Source organism: Ruegeria sp. G7 (assembly GCF_056535465.1).
Genome location: NZ_JBQFIL010000001.1, coordinates 2,965,505 through 2,983,352, shown reverse-complemented (window position 1 = coordinate 2,983,352; position 17,848 = coordinate 2,965,505). Strand labels below are relative to the sequence as shown.

At 59.3% G+C, this 17,848-nt stretch carries 18 protein-coding genes; 8 read left to right on the top strand and 10 right to left on the bottom strand.

Annotated elements, in window-relative coordinates; translation table 11 throughout:
• Positions 1 to 35: 35 nt before the first annotated feature.
• Positions 36 to 629, bottom strand: coding sequence for an invasion associated locus B family protein (locus tag ACR3EN_RS15015; protein WP_480822313.1), 594 nt, complete (start codon positions 627 to 629; stop codon positions 36 to 38).
• 443 nt (positions 630 to 1,072) lie between these two features.
• On the opposite strand from ACR3EN_RS15015, the gene ACR3EN_RS15010 reads away from it, so the two are divergent.
• Positions 1,073 to 2,620 (top strand): helicase HerA-like domain-containing protein, encoded by a 1,548-nt coding sequence (locus ACR3EN_RS15010; RefSeq protein WP_480822311.1) that lies wholly within the window; start codon positions 1,073 to 1,075, stop codon positions 2,618 to 2,620.
• A gap of 40 nt (positions 2,621 to 2,660) precedes the next feature.
• On the opposite strand, the gene ACR3EN_RS15005 is transcribed toward ACR3EN_RS15010, so the two are convergent.
• From ACR3EN_RS15005 to ACR3EN_RS14975, 7 genes are all read right to left on the bottom strand, one after another.
• Positions 2,661 to 2,915 (bottom strand): hypothetical protein, encoded by a 255-nt coding sequence (locus ACR3EN_RS15005; RefSeq protein WP_480822309.1) that lies wholly within the window; start codon positions 2,913 to 2,915, stop codon positions 2,661 to 2,663.
• A 186-nt stretch (positions 2,916 to 3,101) separates the two neighbouring features.
• Positions 3,102 to 4,415 (bottom strand): branched-chain amino acid ABC transporter permease, encoded by a 1,314-nt coding sequence (locus ACR3EN_RS15000; protein WP_480822307.1) that lies wholly within the window; start codon positions 4,413 to 4,415, stop codon positions 3,102 to 3,104.
• Positions 4,412 to 5,422: a branched-chain amino acid ABC transporter permease gene (locus tag ACR3EN_RS14995; protein ID WP_480822305.1), complete on the bottom strand. Its 1,011-nt coding sequence runs from the start codon at positions 5,420 to 5,422 to the stop codon at positions 4,412 to 4,414. The genes ACR3EN_RS15000 and ACR3EN_RS14995 overlap by 4 nt, the downstream gene beginning before the upstream one ends.
• On the bottom strand, positions 5,422 to 5,844 hold the full coding sequence (locus ACR3EN_RS14990; protein ID WP_480822303.1) for a hypothetical protein: 423 nt from the start codon (positions 5,842 to 5,844) through the stop codon (positions 5,422 to 5,424). Before ACR3EN_RS14990 ends, ACR3EN_RS14995 begins: the two co-directional genes overlap by 1 nt.
• A 2-nt stretch (positions 5,845 to 5,846) precedes the next feature.
• Positions 5,847 to 6,677 carry an ABC transporter ATP-binding protein gene (locus tag ACR3EN_RS14985; protein ID WP_480822301.1) on the bottom strand — a complete coding sequence of 277 codons (831 nt, stop codon included), beginning with the start codon at positions 6,675 to 6,677 and terminating at the stop codon, positions 5,847 to 5,849.
• Positions 6,674 to 7,462: an ABC transporter ATP-binding protein gene (locus ACR3EN_RS14980; RefSeq protein ID WP_480822299.1), complete on the bottom strand. Its 789-nt coding sequence runs from the start codon at positions 7,460 to 7,462 to the stop codon at positions 6,674 to 6,676. Before ACR3EN_RS14980 ends, ACR3EN_RS14985 begins: the two co-directional genes overlap by 4 nt.
• 127 nt (positions 7,463 to 7,589) lie before the next feature.
• Complete coding sequence (locus ACR3EN_RS14975) at positions 7,590 to 8,771, bottom strand: ABC transporter substrate-binding protein (RefSeq protein WP_480529161.1); 1,182 nt, start codon at positions 8,769 to 8,771, stop codon at positions 7,590 to 7,592.
• A 155-nt stretch (positions 8,772 to 8,926) separates the two neighbouring features.
• On the opposite strand from ACR3EN_RS14975, the gene ACR3EN_RS14970 reads away from it, so the two are divergent.
• Positions 8,927 to 10,015 carry a PQQ-dependent sugar dehydrogenase gene (locus ACR3EN_RS14970; RefSeq protein WP_480918436.1) on the top strand — a complete coding sequence of 363 codons (1,089 nt, stop codon included), beginning with the start codon at positions 8,927 to 8,929 and terminating at the stop codon, positions 10,013 to 10,015.
• Positions 10,016 to 10,022: 7 nt separating this feature from the next.
• On the opposite strand, the gene ACR3EN_RS14965 is transcribed toward ACR3EN_RS14970, so the two are convergent.
• The gene (locus ACR3EN_RS14965; RefSeq protein ID WP_480822295.1) at positions 10,023 to 11,027 is read right to left on the bottom strand and encodes a GlxA family transcriptional regulator; all 1,005 of its coding nucleotides are present in this window, start codon (positions 11,025 to 11,027) and stop codon (positions 10,023 to 10,025) included.
• Between the two features lie 169 nt (positions 11,028 to 11,196).
• Here ACR3EN_RS14965 and ACR3EN_RS14960 point away from each other — a divergent pair, with 169 nt between their 5' ends.
• On the top strand, positions 11,197 to 12,567 hold the full coding sequence (locus ACR3EN_RS14960) for a class II 3-deoxy-7-phosphoheptulonate synthase (protein WP_480822293.1): 1,371 nt from the start codon (positions 11,197 to 11,199) through the stop codon (positions 12,565 to 12,567).
• 51 nt (positions 12,568 to 12,618) lie between these two features.
• Here ACR3EN_RS14960 and ACR3EN_RS14955 read toward each other — a convergent pair whose 3' ends face one another.
• Entirely contained in the window at positions 12,619 to 13,293 is a 675-nt protein-coding gene (locus ACR3EN_RS14955) for a PAS domain-containing protein (protein ID WP_480822291.1), read from the bottom strand.
• Positions 13,294 to 13,525: 232 nt separating this feature from the next.
• Here ACR3EN_RS14955 and ACR3EN_RS14950 point away from each other — a divergent pair, with 232 nt between their 5' ends.
• From ACR3EN_RS14950 to ACR3EN_RS14930, 5 genes are all read left to right on the top strand, one after another.
• Positions 13,526 to 14,416 carry a YicC/YloC family endoribonuclease gene (locus ACR3EN_RS14950; protein ID WP_480822289.1) on the top strand — a complete coding sequence of 297 codons (891 nt, stop codon included), beginning with the start codon at positions 13,526 to 13,528 and terminating at the stop codon, positions 14,414 to 14,416.
• 16 nt (positions 14,417 to 14,432) lie between these two features.
• Positions 14,433 to 15,074, top strand: a complete 642-nt coding sequence (gene gmk / locus ACR3EN_RS14945; RefSeq protein WP_480822287.1) for a guanylate kinase — start codon at positions 14,433 to 14,435, stop codon at positions 15,072 to 15,074.
• Positions 15,071 to 15,592, top strand: a complete 522-nt coding sequence (locus ACR3EN_RS14940; RefSeq protein WP_480822285.1) for a gamma carbonic anhydrase family protein — start codon at positions 15,071 to 15,073, stop codon at positions 15,590 to 15,592. The genes gmk and ACR3EN_RS14940 overlap by 4 nt, the downstream gene beginning before the upstream one ends.
• Positions 15,593 to 15,598: 6 nt before the next feature.
• Entirely contained in the window at positions 15,599 to 16,630 is a 1,032-nt protein-coding gene (locus ACR3EN_RS14935) for a sensor histidine kinase (protein ID WP_480822283.1), read from the top strand.
• Positions 16,631 to 16,778: 148 nt separating this feature from the next.
• Positions 16,779 to 17,819: a substrate-binding domain-containing protein gene (locus ACR3EN_RS14930; protein ID WP_480822281.1), complete on the top strand. Its 1,041-nt coding sequence runs from the start codon at positions 16,779 to 16,781 to the stop codon at positions 17,817 to 17,819.
• The last annotated feature ends 29 nt before the right edge of the window (positions 17,820 to 17,848 follow it).

Sequence of the window (17,848 nt, the reverse complement as noted above, 5' to 3'; positions counted from 1 at the left end):
TCGGAACGGCGGCTTCTCGCTAGACTGTTGGACGCTTATTGGACGGACACATTTACGCCGTCAAAGCCTGCGGTGAACCCGCTGAGCGACATATCCATGTTCAGAATCTGATCCGGGAAACGCGCCGGAACCAGTGACAGAACCGCCTTGGAACCCGCTTTCATCGCATCGATGTCGCCTTGGGTCAGACCAAGCTGAGCCACGCAGCCAACCGGGACGCAGTGGTGATAGTTGTACAGTTTGCGCGGTGCGCCATCGATCGAAAGCGCCAGTTGCGCCTGCAGCAACGTTTCAAGTGGCACGACCACGTTGGCCCATGCCACTGCGGCGCCACCTGCGGGAAGCTTGCCAATCGAGACTTCGGCAATCGGATCGCCCTGCTGGTTGTTCAGAACCTGCACAAGGGCACAGGGATCCTCATCACCTTCTGTCTTGATGCACGAGACATTCCAGTCACCGGTCTGTTCGCGCACATATTGCTCACCAATCCGGGGACCGGCCTGACCCAGATCCAGTCCGCTGCCAACCTCAGCCCCGCTTTCGGGGGCGTCCGTGGTTTCCTGCGCGAAGGCTGCGCCGGATACCAATCCTGCAGCCACCAAAGTAAGGGGAAGAAGTTTCCTGATCATGAATGCCTCATCTTGCTGATCCAGCTTTTTGCCCGGTCTATCACCACGCGTCTTTGGTGTCAGTGTCAAACCGCAGGGCCAAAGTGGAAATGGACGCTTTTTTGCCGAAAGCAAGCCGAAACAGTATTGGCACAAAGAAGAAGGGAGCCGGTGGAGCGGCCCCCTTCATGAAAATTTTCTCCCCGTCGGACTGGCCGACTTATTTATGCACGGACGTTACGAAAGGGGACACCGGTGGTCAACTGCTATCCCGAAGAAATTGAACCAACAGGCCCGAAATTTGTCATATTTCGGAAAAAAGCCGTGCCCTAAGGCACGGCCAGTCGACAGGGAGGAAATGGCCCCGTCACAGCGCAAGCCGAAACGAGACCAGATTTACCCTCGCAGCCAAAGGTTAACTTTGTATGCTTGGGGCGGATCGTAGACTTCGGAACAGGTATTGAATGGAAAACGAGATATTTATTGGCGGTGCGGGCGAAGGTTACACGCACCCGCAGGGGCTTGCGTTGAAGTATGCCAATCGCCACGGTTTGATCGCGGGGGCAACCGGGACCGGCAAAACTGTGACTTTGCAAATTCTGGCCGAGGGCTTTTCGCAGGCAGGTGTTCCGGTTTTTCTTGCCGATGTCAAAGGCGATCTGTCCGGCCTGGCGCTGCCGGGCAGTGAGGAGCACAAGCTGCACCAGGCCTTTCAGGATCGCGCGACCCGGATCGGGTTTGACACGTTTTCCTACGCGGCATGCCCGGTGACGTTCTGGGACCTCTTCGGCGAACAGGGCCACCCCGTACGCACCACCGTGACCGAGATGGGGCCGCTGCTGCTGTCGCGGCTGCTGGAGCTGAGCGAGGCGCAAGAAGGGATTCTGAACATCGCCTTCCGCGTCGCGGATGAAGAAGGGATGCCGCTACTGGACCTGAAGGACCTGCAGGCTTTGTTGGTCTGGATCGGCGAGCACCGGGCGCAGTTGTCGCTGCGCTATGGTAATGTCTCGACAGCTTCGATCGGAGCCATTCAACGACGGCTGCTGGTGATCGAGAATCAGGGCGGGACAAATTTGTTTGGTGAACCGGCGCTGGAACTGTCGGACCTGATGCGCACCGATGAGGCAGGGCGCGGCATGGTGAATATCCTCGCTTCGGACAAACTGATGGGTGCGCCGCGTCTTTATGCGACCTTCCTGCTATGGCTGCTAAGCGAGCTGTTTGAGGAGTTGCCCGAGGTTGGGGACCCCGAGAAACCAAGATTGGTCTTCTTTTTCGATGAAGCACATTTGTTGTTCGAGGACGCCCCCAAAGTGCTGGTCGACAAGGTGGAACAGGTCGCTCGATTGATCCGTTCGAAAGGTGTTGGCGTCTATTTCATCACGCAAAACCCGGCGGATATCCCCGAAGATATCCTTGGCCAGCTTGGCAATCGGGTTCAGCACGCCTTGCGGGCCTTCACCGCGCGTGATCGCAAGAACCTGCGTCTGGCTGCTGAAACCTATCGTGAGAATCCTGCCTTCGATACCGAAGCCGCGATCCGCGAAGTGGGCGTTGGCGAAGCGGTGACCTCGATGCTGCAGAAGAAGGGCGTTCCCGGCATGGTCGAGCGGACACTGATCCGGCCACCGGGGTCGCAGCTTGGGCCGATTACCAAAGCGCAGCGCCAATCGGTTGTCGATGCATCGCCGATGCAGGCGAAATACGGGACGCCGGTGGATCGTAAATCGGCCTTCGAGATTTTGCAGGCGCGCGCTGATGCGGCTGCACAGGCTGCGGCAGCGGCCGAAACAGATGATGCTCTGGAACAGCAAAGCCCGATGGAACGGGAATATGCCTCGGCGCGTCGCTATTCCGGCAGTCGCGTCGGTCGGTCATCCGCCCGGATGTCGCGCCAGAAAGACACCTTTGCAACGGCGATGAGCGAGGCGGTGATCAAAGAGCTGAAGGGAACAACCGGCCGCCGTATCGTACGCGGTATTCTGGGCGGGTTGTTCCGCAATCGCTAACGAAAGAGATCAGCGCCCGGGTGTACGGGCGCTGAACCGATCAACGTTTCAGGCGGCGTTGACCTTCCTGACGGCAGTAATTGTCCGCCTCTGCCACCGACATTTTGGTGGCGGGGAAATCAATGGCGCGGTCCCAGGTCACCCGGTCATGACGGTACAGCTGGCAGGTCACCACACCTTTCGGAGTCTGGACCTGAACCGGAGTGGTTTCCAGATCTTCGGGCGAAGGGATACATCCGGTCAATATGGCCGCAAGCGGGATCATGACCAGAGCGGTTTTGAGTGGTCGGTTCATGGTGCCTCAACAAATTATGCAATGGTTAACTTGGTGTTGGTAGGTTCGCCAATCCAACAGGCCGGACATTGCGGTCATCCTGCCAAACCGGAATTGGTAAAGGGTCGTCTACAAAACAAACCGTCAACAATCAACAAACCGCGCAGTTTGACCTGCGCGGTTTGATAAATTCTGCGAGAAACGCGTCTATTTCTCGGGGATCAGGCCCCTTGGGCTGAACCTGAGAACAATGAGCAGAATCAGGCCCATGGTAAACAGACGCATATGGGCCGCACTGTCGATCAGATGCGTTTTCAGCGCGCTTCCATCGGGCATTCCGGCGGTGATCAGGTTCATCAGCCACAATCCGATGGGTTCGACCTGAACCCACAGGAACCAGATCAGGAACGCGCCCAGAACGGCCCCGAAATTATTGCCCGATCCGCCAACGATCACCATCACCCAGACAAGGAAGGTAAAGCGAAGCGGGTTGTAAGTGCCCGGCGTCAGCTGCCCGTCCAGTGTGGTCATCATCGCACCCGCTATGCCGCAGATGGCGGATCCCAGAACGAAGATTTGCAGGTGACGGCGGGTGACATCCTTACCCATCGCCTCGGCCGCGACCTCATTGTCGCGAATGGCGCGCATCATGCGGCCCCATGGGCTTTTCAGTGCCATCTGTGCCATCCACAGCAACACCAGCAGCACGATGAGGAACAGCAACGAATAGCCCAGCTTGACCGAAAGCGTCGATGCCGTAACCGGATCAATGCCAAACCATTCAGCCCGTGCAATGAACGCAGGGTCTTGCTGCAGCTCGACCTCATAACCGACAACGGGCGAGGGGCGCGGGATGCCGTAGACGTTCTTGACCCCACGGGCCAGCCAGTCCTCGTTCTTCATGATCGCGATGATGATTTCTGCAATCCCCAGCGTTGCAATCGCCAGATAGTCCGAACGCAGACCCAGCGCGGTCTTGCCGATCAGCCACGCGGCACCCGCGGCCAGCAAACCTCCGGCCGGCCATGCCAGCAGGACCGGCAGGTTCAGACCGCCGATATTGCCTGCGACGGCGGGATCGATTTCCTCGATCGCGGCGATGCTGGGGTCAAAGATCGCGCGATAGACAAAGAACCCGACGACGAGGATGCCGATGATCGCCAGCGTCTGCACGCGCCCTTTGGGCATTTTCTGCGCCACCATCACCGCTGCCACAACCGTCGCCGCCCCCAGCAGCAGGGCCAGCACGACACCATAGCCGCCTGCCGACCACGCTCCGGGCGTTGGAGGGGTCGAAACGAGCACGACCGCCAGACCACCGAGCGCGACAAAGCCCATGACGCCGACGTTGAAGAGGCCCGCAAAACCCCATTGCAGGTTCACCCCAATCGACATGATGGCCGAGATCAGCCCCATGTTCAGGATCAGGATCGCGGCGTTCCAGCTTTGCGTGAAACCGGTCAGCAGGATCAGAGCGCCGACGACAACAAAAAGCAGCGTGTTTTTGACGGGCTCGCTCATATCACTTTCCCCTTGAACAGGCCCGTCGGCTTAAACAGCAGCACAATCAGCAGGATCGCAAAACTGACGGCGAATTTATAATCGGTTGACAGGAACTGGACCAATCCCGACGGCTCCAGATTCTCTGGCGCCAGATAGGTCAGCACTTTCTTCCACGCATAGGTGATGGTCACCTCGGAAAACGCGATGATGAACCCACCCGCGATAGCTCCAATCGGGTTGCCGAGGCCCCCTACGATGGCCGAGGCGAAGATGGGCAGCAGAAGCTGGAAATAGACGAAAGGCTTGAAGCTTTTGTCGAGGCCGTACAACACACCCGCCGTGGTCGCCAGCGCCGCGACGATGATCCATGTGATCATCACCACACGCTCGGGGTTGATGCCGGACAACAGCGCCAGATCCTCGTTATCCGAATAGGCGCGCATCGATTTTCCGGTGCGGGTTTTGTTCAGAAACCAGAACAGCAGCGCCACGGCGACGACGGCCACGATCACGGTAATGCCCTGAGAGGTCTTGATCGCCAGCCCCTCACGCAGCCCGGTCATCGCCTTGAAATCCCGTGCCGAGACGATGAACCGCGCACCGTCCGAAAAGCGCTGATCGTCCGGTCCGATGATGAACCGCACAAGGCCGTTCATGATGAACATAACGCCCATGGACACGATCACCAGAATGACCGGTTTTGCCTTCTGTTCACGGTAGAACCTGTAAACCAGCCGGTCGGTGATCAGCACCAGAACGATACAGCCCAGAATGGCAAAGGGCAGGGCCAGCAGAGCGGTCGGCAGCGGCCCGAAACTGACGCCTGCCGCTTGCAGGCCCCACGTGACCAGCACCGCGATCATCGCGCCAAAGGCCATCGTGTCGCCATGGGCAAAGTTCGAGAACCGCAGGATGCCATAGATCAGCGTCACCCCCAGAGCGCCCAGCGCCAACTGGCTGCCATAGGCGATTGCGGGAACAAGAACGAAGTTGGAGAGCGCCACAAGGGCGTTGAGGAAGTCCATTATTTACTTTGCTCCGATTGGCAAAAGCCTTCGACGGTCCGTATGAACAGCTGATCTCGGCCTACCAGAGTGTCGCTCAAGACTGCTGTTCCGAGTTCATAGTTGGGCTTGTCGGCGTGAGTAACGCCCTGATACACATCGAGCCTTGGACTCCCAATACCGGTGCCATAGGCAAACACCGACAGGATTGGATCATCCGTTGTGCGAATACTAGCCCAATTACTTGTAGGGTAATCTTCGCCATTTTCGTGCCAAACAACTCCATCATCGAGCGACACTAGCTTCACCTTCCGGTCATCCTCGAACTTACAATGAAGAACCACTCCGCTTGCATGCTGTTCCGTTGGGACTGTTGTGCCCTCGGCAAAAACGACGCTACCCAGTAAGCAACCACAAGAAAGGCTGAGAAGACTGGTTTTCATCGTTATCCCCCCAAGAAACTCTTGCGCACTTCGGGATCGGCTAGCAGTTCCTTGCCCGTGCCGGTATAGGCGTTGCGCCCCTGAACCAGCACATATCCCTTGTCCGCGATCTCCAGCGCCTGACGGGCGTTCTGTTCGACCATCAGGATCGGCAATCCGGTGCGGGACACTTCGATAATCCGGTCGAACAGCTCATCCATCACGATGGGCGAGACACCGGCGGTCGGTTCGTCCAGCATCAGCACTTTGGGCTGAGTCATCAGCGCGCGGCCCACGGCGACCTGTTGGCGTTGACCGCCTGACAGCTCTCCCGCGGCTTGATTGCGCTTGTCGCGGAGGATTGGGAAAAGGTCATAGACCTGCTCCATCGTCTCAGAAATGTCGTCGCGGCGGATGAAGGCGCCCATCTCAAGATTCTCTTCCACCGTCATCGAGGTGAATATGTTCGAGGTCTGCGGCACAAAACCCATCCCGCGCATCACGCGGTCCTGCGGGGTGAGTGCGGTGATATCCTCTCCATCCAGCCGCACCGCGCCCGAGCGTACATCCAGCATTCCGAACACGGCCTTCATCGCGGTGGATTTGCCCGCGCCATTGGGGCCGACGATCACCGCGATTTCACCTTTGTCGACGGCGATCGTGCAGTCGTGCAGGATGTCCGGCCCTTTGCCGTAGCCGCCGGTCATGGTGTCGCCGATCAGGAAAGGGCCGCCCTCAACCCGGTGCGTCTCACCGCTTTTACGATGGGCGGGGGTCATGGTGCCCACGCCATGCGTGTTGGTGATCGAGGCGTCCTTGTTGCCCTTGTCGTCCTGGTAGGGGTTGTCGCTCATGCGCCCGCCTCCAGCTTGTCTTTGTTCTTGAGGCCGGTGCCCAGATAGGCTTCGATCACTTGCTCGTTCGCCTTGATCTCGTCCAGAGTGCCCTCGGCCAGCACCTTGCCTTCGGCCATACAGATGACCGGGTCGCAGATCTTGCCGATGAAATCCATATCGTGCTCGATGACCACGAATGTATAGCCGCGTTCCTTGTTCAAACGCAGGATCGTGTCGGCGATGGTCATCAGCAGGGTGCGGTTCACGCCCGCGCCGACCTCGTCCAGAAACACGATCTTGGCGTCGACCATCATGGTGCGGCCAAGCTCCAGCAGTTTCTTCTGCCCGCCCGAGACCTGACCGGCCTTGTGATCAGCCAAATGTTCGATGGTCAGGAATTCTAGCACTTCGTCCGCCTTAGCCCGCATCGCGCGTTCCTCGTCGGCGATACGCTTGCGTCCGAACCATGTGTTCCAAAGCGTTTCACCCGATTGCGCGCCGGGCACCATCATCAGGTTCTCGCGGCAGGACATCGATGAGAACTCATGCGCGATCTGGAAGGTGCGGAGCAAGCCCTTGTGAAACAGCTCATGCGGGGGCAGGCCGGTGATATCCTCACCATCCATCACCACCTTGCCGCTGGTCGGCGGCAAGACACCCGCGATCACGTTAAACAGGGTGGTTTTTCCGGCACCGTTCGGCCCGATCAGACCGGTGATCGAGCCCTTTTGGATTTCCAGCGATGCCCCGTCCACCGCATGAAACCCGCCGAAATGCTTGTGCACGTCTTCGACGACGATCATCTTTTCCCCTAGCCGCCGTTTTCCGGCGTTCTTGTCCCATCCCTGTATGAAGGGTGCGGCCTTCTCTCATTGAAACAGCCCGGACACAAGGCCCGGGCTGTTTGGACTTATGACGTCTTACCCCAGATCAACGGAAGTTGACGGTCTTGTTCTCGCCATCGGTGACTTCGATCTCGCGATACGAGCCCGCGCTTTCACCGGGGCCGATCAGCTCAACACCAGACGCGCCGACATAGTCGATGTCCTGACCTGCAGCGAGCAGTTCCAGACCTTTAGCCAGTTCACCGGGATAGATTTTTTCGCCCGGAGCGTTGGCAACGTCCATGATCTTGGCGCCATACTCTGCCGGGCTGGTCGAACCTGCAGCCTGCATGGCCAGCATGAACAGAGCAGCGGCGTCATACGACTCGGGCGAGTAGGGCGACGAACCGTCGAAACCCGCAGCTTCGGCCATCGCAAAGTACTTTTCAGCACCTTCACCACCCGATCCGGCGATCTGACCGAAAGAGCCGTTCAGGTCGGGGCCCACATTGTTGGGCAGCGAGTCACCGATCATGCCGCCGGGCAGACCGAACGTGTCAAACGCGCCGCTGTCCAGCGCCGACTGGATGATGCCCAGACCGCCCTGATCCAGATAGCCCGCAACGACCAGAATGTCGCCACCGGCCGAGGCCAGTGCGCCGACTTCAGCCGAGTAGTCGGCCTTGCCGTCTTCATGCGCGGCGACGATGGTCACTTCGCCACCTGCAGCTTCAAACGACGACTGGATCGCGTCCGCCAGACCCTTGCCGTAGTCGTTGTTGGTGTAGGTCAGAGCGATCGAGCTGATGCCACGATCGTTCAGGATGTCGGCCATCACCTGACCTTCACGCGCATCCGACGGGGCGGTGCGGAAGAACAGGCCGTTATCTTCCATGGTCGACAGACCGGGCGAGGTGGCCGACGGAGAAATCATCACCATGCCATTCGGGATCGCGACGTTCTGCAGTATCGCGCCCGTGACGCCCGAGCAGTCGCCGCCAATGATGCCGGCAACGCCGTCAGCGATCATGCGCTCACCGTTCGAGGTGGCCAGACCGTTGTCGATGCAGCCCGTGTCGGCGCGCGTTCCGGTGACGGTTGCGCCATCCAGCAGCTTGCCGGATTCGGTGACCTCGGCCATCGCCATCTCGGCACCCGAACCCATCGCTGGCGCCAGCGATTCAATCGGGCCGGTGAAGCCGAACAGCACGCCCAGTTTCACATCTTCGGCCATTGCGGTGCCCGCCAGCAAGGCAGTGGCTGCAGTAGCAGTCAGCAGCTTTTTCATATGGTTACTCCCTATTGTTGTATGAACGTCTTCGTTCTGGGCATGACCCTAGGCAAGCAATGCAGAAAAGAAAAGTCCTAACGCAAACGTGTTTTTGCAGATCACAAACCTATTTATTCTCATGACGATAGGACAGTGCGCCCGAAGGAGAGATCATGACGTTCCGAGCATTTGCGATTCTTGCCTTGCTGTTCACCGCTGGTCTTGCCCGCGCCGATATTCTGGAAACCTCTGAGGGTCCAGTGCGCGTGGATGCGGTGGTAACCGGCCTTGATACGCCTTGGGCGGTCGGGATCATGCCAGATGGTTCTTTTCTGGTGACCGAGCGCGACGGACGCCTGCTTTATATTTCAGATGGCGCGTCGCAAGAGGTTCGCGGGGTTCCCAAAGTCGCTGCAAATGGGCAAGGCGGCTTGCTGGATGTGACCATCGCGCGGGATTTCGCTCAAACGCGCGAGGTCTTTCTGACCTTCTCGAAACCCCAAACAGGGGGCGGTGCGGGCACTGCGCTTGCGGTTGCGCGCCTGTCTGAGAACGGCAAACGTCTGACCAATCTTCGGGTGATATTCGAGGCGAGCCCCGGTGGCAGCGGTGGGCGCCATTTCGGTTCGCGCGTGGTCGAGGCAAATGACGGTACACTGTTTGTAACCATCGGAGACCGCGGTGACCGGCCCGAAGCACAGAATAGGTCGAACCACATCGGGTCTATCATTCGGGTCAATCGCGATGGGACGGTGCCATCCGACAATCCTTTTGTCGATCAGGCCGGGGTCAAGCCAGAAATCTGGACCTATGGGCATCGCAATCCGCAGGGCGCCGATCTGGATGCCCGCGGTCGGCTCTGGACTGCCGAACATGGGGCGCGTGGAGGCGACGAAATTAACCTGATCGCGCCGGGACGGAATTATGGCTGGCCGATAATCTCGTATGGCCGGCATTACAACGGCGGTGCGATCGGAGAAGGCACTGCCAAAGAAGGGCTGGAGCAGCCACAACACTATTGGGATCCGTCGATCGCGCCGTCGGGTCTGATGATTTATTCCGGAAAACTGTGGCCGGATTGGGCGGGTGACCTGTTCGTAGGCTCGCTCAAGTTCGACTATATATCGCGCCTTTCAGGTGCGTCGCTGCGCGAGGTTGAACAGGTCAAGGGCACCGAAACCGAGCGCGTGCGCGACATCGTCGAGGCCCCGGACGGGTCGATCTGGTTTATCTCGGTCGGGCAGGGGCGGTGTACCGGATGACACCGGGTTAAACCGAAAGCCGCCCGCTTTGCGCCCCACGCTCACGATAAGGCGTGGTGTTATAGTGCGCCCGGTAGCATTTCGAGAAATGGCTAGGTGATGCAAAACCGCAGGCCAGAGCTACGTTGATAACGCTCATATCCGTCTGCATCAGCAGATTGCGTGCTTTGTGCAGGCGCAACTCCATGTAGTACCGCTTGGGTGAGCGGCTCAGGTAGCGGCGGAACAGCCGCTCTAGCTGCCGGGTCGACATTCCGACGTCTTTGGCCAGGGTCGAGGGCGAGATCGGTTCTTCGATGTTTTTTTCCATCATCAGAATGACCTGGCTCAGCTTCGGGTGCCGGACGCCGATGCGCGTGGGCGTCGACAAGCGTTGCGTGTCCTGATCGGTGCGGATCGAGGAATAGATCATCTGATCCGCAACCGCGTTGGCAAGGTCTTCACCATAGTCATCCGCGATGATCTTGAGCATCAGGTCAATTGACGAGGTCCCGCCCGCGGTGGTCATCCGATTTCCATCAACCTGAAAAACCGATTTGGTCAACTCGACCGAGTCGAATTCTTCCGAAAAACTGTCCGAGTTTTCCCAGTGAATCGTGGCCCGCTTGCCATCCAGCAAACCCGCCTTGGCAAGCGTGTAAGCCGCGGTACACAGACCGCCGATCTTCAGCCCTTTGCGCGCCTCGCGACGGACCCAGTTCAACACGCGTTTGGTGGTTGCCGCCTGCACGTCGACGCCGCCGCAGATCATAATCACTTCGTCGCGCTGCAATTCCGACAGATCCGAATCCAGCTTGAACGTCGTTCCCGCCGAGCAATGCACCACTTCGCCGCCTTCACCGGCCAGCGTCCATGTATAGAGATCCCGGTTCGCCATACGGTTGGCGATACGCAGACTGTCGAGAGCTGATGCGAAGGACAACAGCGAGAACTTATCCAGCAGTACAAATACAAAATTATGCGGCTTGCCCGCGTCGTTATCCACGGTGACAACTTGGCGTTGCTCTTGCATGGCGATGTGTCCTTGATTCGGTGCGCGCCGGGTATAGCACGGCGGCGGATGTGCCTGCCAACATGTTCAAAGCTTGTTTGCGGCGTCAAGAGGCGCAAATGGGATATGGTCTCTCATCAATGCTTTTTGTATAGAGACCACCTGAAATACCTCAGCGGAGATCAAGGCTATGACCGAATGGCAAAAAACGAACTGGCGCAATAAGCCCCGGGTTCAGATGCCAGACTATACCGACGCGGCCGCGCTGGCCAAAGTCGAGGCGCAGCTTTCGCAGTATCCCCCGCTGGTTTTTGCGGGCGAGGCGCGGCGGCTCAAGCAGCATCTGGGGGCCGCAGGCCGGGGTGAGGCGTTCCTGCTGCAAGGCGGCGATTGCGCTGAAAGCTTTGAGCAATTCAGCGCGGATGCGATCCGTGACACGTTCAAGGTGATGCTGCAGATGGCGATGGTGCTGACCTATGGGGCTAAGGTCCCGGTGGTCAAAGTGGGCCGTATGGCGGGTCAATTCGCCAAGCCGCGCAGCGCCCCGACCGAGGTTGTGGATGGCGTGGAACTGCCCAGCTACCGTGGTGACATCATCAACGAGTTGGACTTCACGCCCGAGGCCCGCATTCCGAATCCATCCAAGATGCTGCAGGCCTACACGCAGGCCGCCGCCACGCTGAACCTGCTGCGGGCTTTCTCGACCGGTGGTTTCGCTGATATGAGCCACGTGCATTCCTGGACCTTGGGCTTTGCCGACGGGCAGGATGTTCAGAAGTACTCCGAGATTGCCGACCGCATTCAGGACTCGATCGATTTCATGGGTGCTGCGGGAATTACCGCCGACACCACGCATGAATTCTCGTCAGTTGAGTTCTACACCAGCCATGAAGGACTGCTGTTGGAGTATGAAGAGGCGCTGACGAGGCTTGATTCCACGTCCGGCAACTGGCTGGCGGGGTCCGGCCACATGATCTGGATCGGTGACCGCACCCGTCAGCCTGACGGCGCGCATGTTGAATTCGCCCGCGGCGTTCTGAACCCGATCGGCCTGAAATGTGGCCCGACGACCAGTGCAGAAGACCTCAAGATTCTGATGTCCAAACTGAACCCCGAAAACGAAGAGGGTCGCCTGACCCTGATCGCACGTTTCGGCGCCGGCAAAGCGGGTGAGCATCTGCCCCGCCTGATCAAGGCTGTCAAAGAAGAGGGGGCCAAGGTCACCTGGGTCTGCGATCCGATGCATGGCAATACGATCAAGTCGGCCACAGGCTACAAGACCCGGCCTTTTGACTCGGTCCTGCGCGAGGTGCGCGACTTCTTTGGCGTGCATCAGGCCGAGGGCACGATCCCCGGCGGCGTTCATTTCGAGATGACGGGTCTGGACGTCACCGAGTGCACCGGCGGTGTGCGGGCGGTGACCGAAGAGGACCTGTCGGACCGCTACCACACCGCCTGCGATCCGCGTCTGAATGCGTCGCAATCGCTGGAGCTGGCCTTCCTCGTGGCCGAAGAGCTGACCCAGCTCCGCCGCGACCGTAACAAACGCGCGGCAAGCTAAGCGATCACTCAGAACAAATTGAAACGGCGGGTCAGGAACCCGCCGTTTTACTTAATCCTCTCGTGAGGACACCAGTCTCAGATGACGTGGGCGACCGGTGAATTCACTGGGGTCTTCGGCGAAACCCATTGCCGTTTCTGGTGTGGATATTGGCCGCCGGCTCAGATCGGACACCGCCCGCACACGCTGATCCGCGACCGAGAACCGCCGCGGCGTTGCGCCAATTGCGCCGTCGCTGACCATCACGCCCAGCACCCGGCTGACATCGCCTAGATCGCTTTTGAGCGGCAGCAAGATCATCCGTGCCTGCAGGTTGGCACGGCCGAGTTTGCCCTTCGAGACCAACCCAAGCTCGGCCATGGCAGGGGTCGAGAAGACGCGGTCCAGGTGGCTTTGGACATCATCCCGCGCGCCGGGTTCAAAGAACGCGGTTAGCGGCATGCCCCGTACCTCCATCCCGGCTAGCTTGTTCAGATGGCTTCCAGCCAGCCGAAACCGTGCCAGACCCGGCGCGATGCGTTCGAGAATGAAGGTATATTCCAGAATATTCTCAAGCCCGCGCGGATCGATCTGCGACCGCATCGGCACATCTTCGCCCCTGAGCAGGGCGGTCCAATAGGCCTCGGCCTGACGGATGGGGGACAGGCTGCGCCCGCTGTCAAATCGGTCCATTGCGACGATCTTTCCGAACTCTGAGCCAGCACCAGTTCCAAAAAAGGTTTTCATTTCATCACCCTACCGTCAATCAGTCGCGATTTTCGTAAAATGCCATCTACCGGGCAAAGCTGGCCTTCACCAGCGTTTCCGACTGTCAAATTGACATGGGTTAATACAATTTTGGAGCAATTCTTTAACGAATGGTTAACCGATCCGCCCTCAGCCGGAAATGAGCAAGGTCTTGCCCCCCACCCGCCGATGGCATTAGGTGCGGCGAGCGGTTTTGACGGAAAGGGCAGGCATGATCAGATCCATGACCGGATTTGCCTCGGGCAAGGGGGCGTTTGGTCCGCATAGCTGGGGGTGGGAGCTGCGCAGTGTAAACGGCAAGGGGCTGGATATGCGCCTGCGCGTGCCGGACTGGCTGACGGGGCTTGAGGCCGCGCTGCGCGCCGATCTGTCGAAGCAAGTGAGCCGGGGCAATGTCACGCTCTCGCTGCGGCTGAACCGGGAAGAAAGCGCGTCAGACATCAAGATCAACATCTCGGCGATGGAGGCCGCGCTGGACGCCCTTGCCCAGACCGAAACAATGGCCGGTGCCCGTGGTATTGCGCTGGCTCCGTCTAAAGCCAGCGAACTTCTGGCACTGAAAGGTATGCTTGAGGCTGGCAGCGAAGAGGATGATCCCGCGCCGCTGGTCGCGCAGTTGCAGGCCGAGTTCGCAGGACTTTTGGCTGCGTTCCTCGACATGCGGCAAGCCGAGGGGCAGGCGCTGGCGGGTATTCTGGAAGGTCAGTTGGACCAGATCGCGCAGCTGACGGACAAGGCCGGCCTTCTCGCCGAGCAGCGGCGGGACGAGATGGCACAGGCCCTGAAGGACAATCTGGCGCGCGTGGTCGACAATGCGCAGGGCGTCGATGCCGAACGGGTGGCGCAGGAACTGGCGCTGATCGCCGTGAAGGCCGACATCACGGAAGAGATCGATCGCTTAGCCGCGCATGTCGTGGCCGCCCGCGCGCTGTTGCAACAAGACGGTCCGGTCGGCCGCAAGCTGGATTTCCTGATGCAGGAATTCAATCGCGAGGCCAACACGCTCTGTTCGAAATCGCAAAATGCCGAATTGACTTCAGTTGGGCTGGAGCTGAAGGCGGTGATTGATCAGATGCGCGAACAAGTTCAGAACGTGGAATAGAAACGGGGGCATACTCATGGCGGATCGCCGAGGTCTATTAATCATCCTGTCCTCGCCCTCGGGCGCGGGCAAATCCACGCTGGCGCGTCGTTTGATGCAGTGGGACAGCGATCTGGAATTCTCGATCTCGGCCACCACCCGTGCGCCGCGTCCCGGCGAGGAACATGGGCGCGAGTATTATTTCCTGTCCGAAGACGCGTTCAAACAACAGGTGGCCGACGGCCAGATGCTGGAACACGCCCACGTCTTCGGCAATTTCTATGGCTCACCTGCCGAGCCGGTGCGCGAGTCGATCAACAAAGGCCGCGACGTGCTGTTCGACGTGGACTGGCAGGGGGAAGTGCAGATCCGAAACTCGGATCTGGGCAAGCACGCACTGTCGATCTTCATTCTGCCGCCCTCGATCCCCGAACTGCGGCGCAGGCTGGAAGGCCGGGGACAGGACAGCGAAGAGGTGATCGCCAAACGGATGCTGAAAAGCTGGGACGAAATCAGCCACTGGGGCTACTACGACTATGTCCTGATCAACGATGATCTGGATGCGACCGAGGAAAAGCTGAAAACCATCGTCAGCGCCGAACGGATGCGCCGCATTCAGCAGCCACGCCTGCAGAACCACATCCGTGCCTTGCAGACAGAATTTGAGGGGCAGTCATGACGATTTACGCCTTAGGCGAACACACGCCGCAAATCCACGAAGACACATGGATCGCCCCGGATGCCAACCTGATCGGGAAAGTTGTGATCGAGCAGGGGGCCTCGGTCTGGTTCGGCTGCACGATCCGCGCTGATCACGAAGAGATTCGTGTCGGCGCGGGCAGCAATGTGCAGGAAGACTGCGTGATGCATGTCGATCCCGGATACCCGCTGACGATCGGTGCCAATTGCACCGTAGGGCATAAGGTGATGCTGCACGGCTGCACCATCGGTGAAAACACTTTGATCGGGATGGGGGCGATCGTTCTGAACGGTGCGAAGATCGGTAAGAACTGTCTGATCGGGGCAGGGGCTTTGATCACCGAGAACAAAGACATCCCCGACAATTCGCTGGTCATGGGGTCGCCCGGCAAGGTGGTACGGCAGGTGGATCAGGATACCGCCAACCGCCTGACGCTAAGCGCGCTGCATTATCAAGAAAACATGCGCAAGTTTCGCGAAACGCTGAAACCGGTCTGAAAACGCATGACCGACGCTTCTCTTGCCGAGCTGGTAGCAGCCATCCCGATGCCCGCGTTACTGGTGGACCAGTCCGAGCGGATCGTCGCCGCAAATACCGAGGCTCGGACGCTGCTGGGTCCGGTGATCGAAGGGCGGCACTTTGCCACGATCCTGCGGCAACCGCAGGTGATTGAGGCGATTGAACAAAGTCTGCGCGCGCGTCAGGGGCGCACGGCGCGGCACCTGTCCAATGACGGCGCGCAGGATACGACTTTCGAGGTGCAGTGCCGCTACGTGCCCAGCGCTGGCGCGGTTCTGGCGGTGTTTCAGGACGTCACGCATTTGGAACAGGCTGGCCAGATGCGGCGCGATTTTGTGGCCAATGTCAGCCACGAATTGCGCACGCCGCTGACCGCGCTGATGGGATTCATCGAAACCCTGCGCGGCCCGGCGCGCGACGATACCGCCGCGCGCGAGCGGTTTCTGCAGATCATGGCGGATGAGGCCAACCGGATGAACCGGCTGGTGGGCGACCTGCTATCGCTGAACCGGGTCGAAAGCGAAGAACGGGTGAGGCCCAAAGAGCCCCTGGAATTGACTGGCCTGATCCAGTCGACCTTGAACACGCTGCGGCCTCTGGCCGATGATGCCGGGGTGCAACTGTCGCTGGATGCTCCGGACACACCGGTCGAGATGGTCGGCGACAGCGACCAGTTGCGGCAGGTCGTCACCAATCTGGTCGAGAACGCGATCAAATACGGCGGCAGCGGTGGGTCGGTCGAGGTGGTCGTGACACTGTCCGAGCGCGATACCGCCATGCGTGGCCCTGCCGTACGGATCAGGATCATCGACCGGGGACCGGGTATCGACGCCACCCATCTGCCGCGCCTGACCGAGCGATTCTATCGCGCCGACAGCCACCGCTCGCGCGAGCTGGGCGGCACGGGGTTGGGGCTGGCGATCGTCAAACATATCGTCAATCGCCATCGCGGTCGGCTGCGCGTCGAAAGTGAGCTGGGGCAAGGGGCCGTATTTACGGTCATCCTGCCGCGCTGACCCATCGTCAAGTTAAGAGATTCTGAGAAAATCCTATCTTGTCATAAAACCGTTACACACTTGTCACAAAAGGCTTACGAGCGCCTTCTAGGGGTTCGCGCAGATCATCATGGGGATGATCAGCACATATCCTTTCAAGGAGACTGAAATGTCCTTTGTTAAACTGTCGGCTTCTGCGCTGGCAATCGCCGCCGTTTCCGCAACCGCTGCTGCTGCACGTGACAACGTTCAGGTTGCTGGCTCGTCCACCGTTCTGCCTTATGCGTCGATCGTCGCCGAGCTGTTTGGCGAAAACACTGACTTCCCGACGCCGGTTGTTGAATCGGGCGGCTCTTCGGCCGGTCTGAAGCGTTTCTGTGAAGGTGTCGGCGAAAACACCATCGACGTTGCAAACGCCTCCCGCGCCATCCGCGAAAAAGAAATCAAAGCCTGTGCCGAAAACGGCGTGACCGACATCATGGAAGTCCGCATCGGCTATGACGGCATCGTATTTGCAAGCCAGCAGACTGGCCCGGCCTTCACCGCGTTCGAGCCGGCTGACATCTACAACGCCATCGGCTCGAAAGTCATGAAAGACGGCGCGCTGGTCGACAACAGCTTTAACACATGGGCCGAGTTCAACGGCGACCTGCCAGATGTTGAAATCGCCATGTTCATCCCGGGCACCAAGCACGGCACCCGCGAAGTGTTCGAAGACAAGGTTCTGCTGGCAGGTTGCGAAACCACCGGCGCCATGGAAGCCATGATCGCTGGCGGCATGAGCGAAGATGACGCCGAAGACGCCTGCCTGGACGTGCGTACCGACGGCAAGTCGGTCGACATCGACGGTGACTACACCGAGACCCTGGCTCGCATCGACACCAACCCCAACGGCATCGGCGTGTTCGGTCTGGCGTTCTACGAGAACAACACCGACAAGCTGAAAGTGGCCACCATGGGCGGTATCGCACCGTCGACCGAGACCATCGCCTCGGGTGAATACCCTGTCTCGCGCCCGCTGTTCTTCTACGTCAAGAAAGCGCATATCGGCGTGATCCCCGGCCTGAAAGAATACGCTCAGTTCTTCACCGCTGACGAGATTGCAGGTGGTTCGGGTCCGCTGGCCAACTATGGCCTGGTTGCCGATCCCGAGCTGGCAAAAACTCAGGACGCAATTGCGAACGAAGTGACCATGGGTTCGGGCAGCTGATCCCAATCCCCGTTTGAAATCATCGGGGG

Excerpts from the sequence above, each read along its gene's own strand:
- ACR3EN_RS15015 (WP_480822313.1), bottom strand. The coding sequence starts at position 629 with ATGATCAGGAAACTTCTTCCCCTTACTTTGGTGGCTGCAGGATTGGTA.
- ACR3EN_RS14965 (WP_480822295.1), bottom strand. The coding sequence starts at position 11,027 with ATGCAAGAGCAACGCCAAGTTGTCACCGTGGATAACGACGCGGGCAAG.
- ACR3EN_RS14990 (WP_480822303.1), bottom strand. The coding sequence starts at position 5,844 with ATGAAAACCAGTCTTCTCAGCCTTTCTTGTGGTTGCTTACTGGGTAGC.
- ACR3EN_RS14930 (WP_480822281.1), top strand. The coding sequence starts at position 16,779 with ATGTCCTTTGTTAAACTGTCGGCTTCTGCGCTGGCAATCGCCGCCGTT.
- ACR3EN_RS14970 (WP_480918436.1), top strand. The coding sequence starts at position 8,927 with ATGACGTTCCGAGCATTTGCGATTCTTGCCTTGCTGTTCACCGCTGGT.
- ACR3EN_RS14975 (WP_480529161.1), bottom strand. The coding sequence starts at position 8,771 with ATGAAAAAGCTGCTGACTGCTACTGCAGCCACTGCCTTGCTGGCGGGC.
- ACR3EN_RS14960 (WP_480822293.1), top strand. The coding sequence starts at position 11,197 with ATGACCGAATGGCAAAAAACGAACTGGCGCAATAAGCCCCGGGTTCAG.
- ACR3EN_RS15000 (WP_480822307.1), bottom strand. The coding sequence starts at position 4,415 with ATGAGCGAGCCCGTCAAAAACACGCTGCTTTTTGTTGTCGTCGGCGCT.
- ACR3EN_RS14985 (WP_480822301.1), bottom strand. The coding sequence starts at position 6,677 with ATGAGCGACAACCCCTACCAGGACGACAAGGGCAACAAGGACGCCTCG.
- ACR3EN_RS14995 (WP_480822305.1), bottom strand. The coding sequence starts at position 5,422 with ATGGACTTCCTCAACGCCCTTGTGGCGCTCTCCAACTTCGTTCTTGTT.
- ACR3EN_RS14935 (WP_480822283.1), top strand. The coding sequence starts at position 15,599 with ATGACCGACGCTTCTCTTGCCGAGCTGGTAGCAGCCATCCCGATGCCC.
- ACR3EN_RS15010 (WP_480822311.1), top strand. The coding sequence starts at position 1,073 with ATGGAAAACGAGATATTTATTGGCGGTGCGGGCGAAGGTTACACGCAC.
- gmk (WP_480822287.1), top strand. The coding sequence starts at position 14,433 with ATGGCGGATCGCCGAGGTCTATTAATCATCCTGTCCTCGCCCTCGGGC.
- ACR3EN_RS14950 (WP_480822289.1), top strand. The coding sequence starts at position 13,526 with ATGATCAGATCCATGACCGGATTTGCCTCGGGCAAGGGGGCGTTTGGT.
- ACR3EN_RS14955 (WP_480822291.1), bottom strand. The coding sequence starts at position 13,293 with ATGAAAACCTTTTTTGGAACTGGTGCTGGCTCAGAGTTCGGAAAGATC.
- ACR3EN_RS15005 (WP_480822309.1), bottom strand. The coding sequence starts at position 2,915 with ATGAACCGACCACTCAAAACCGCTCTGGTCATGATCCCGCTTGCGGCC.
- ACR3EN_RS14940 (WP_480822285.1), top strand. The coding sequence starts at position 15,071 with ATGACGATTTACGCCTTAGGCGAACACACGCCGCAAATCCACGAAGAC.
- ACR3EN_RS14980 (WP_480822299.1), bottom strand. The coding sequence starts at position 7,462 with ATGATCGTCGTCGAAGACGTGCACAAGCATTTCGGCGGGTTTCATGCG.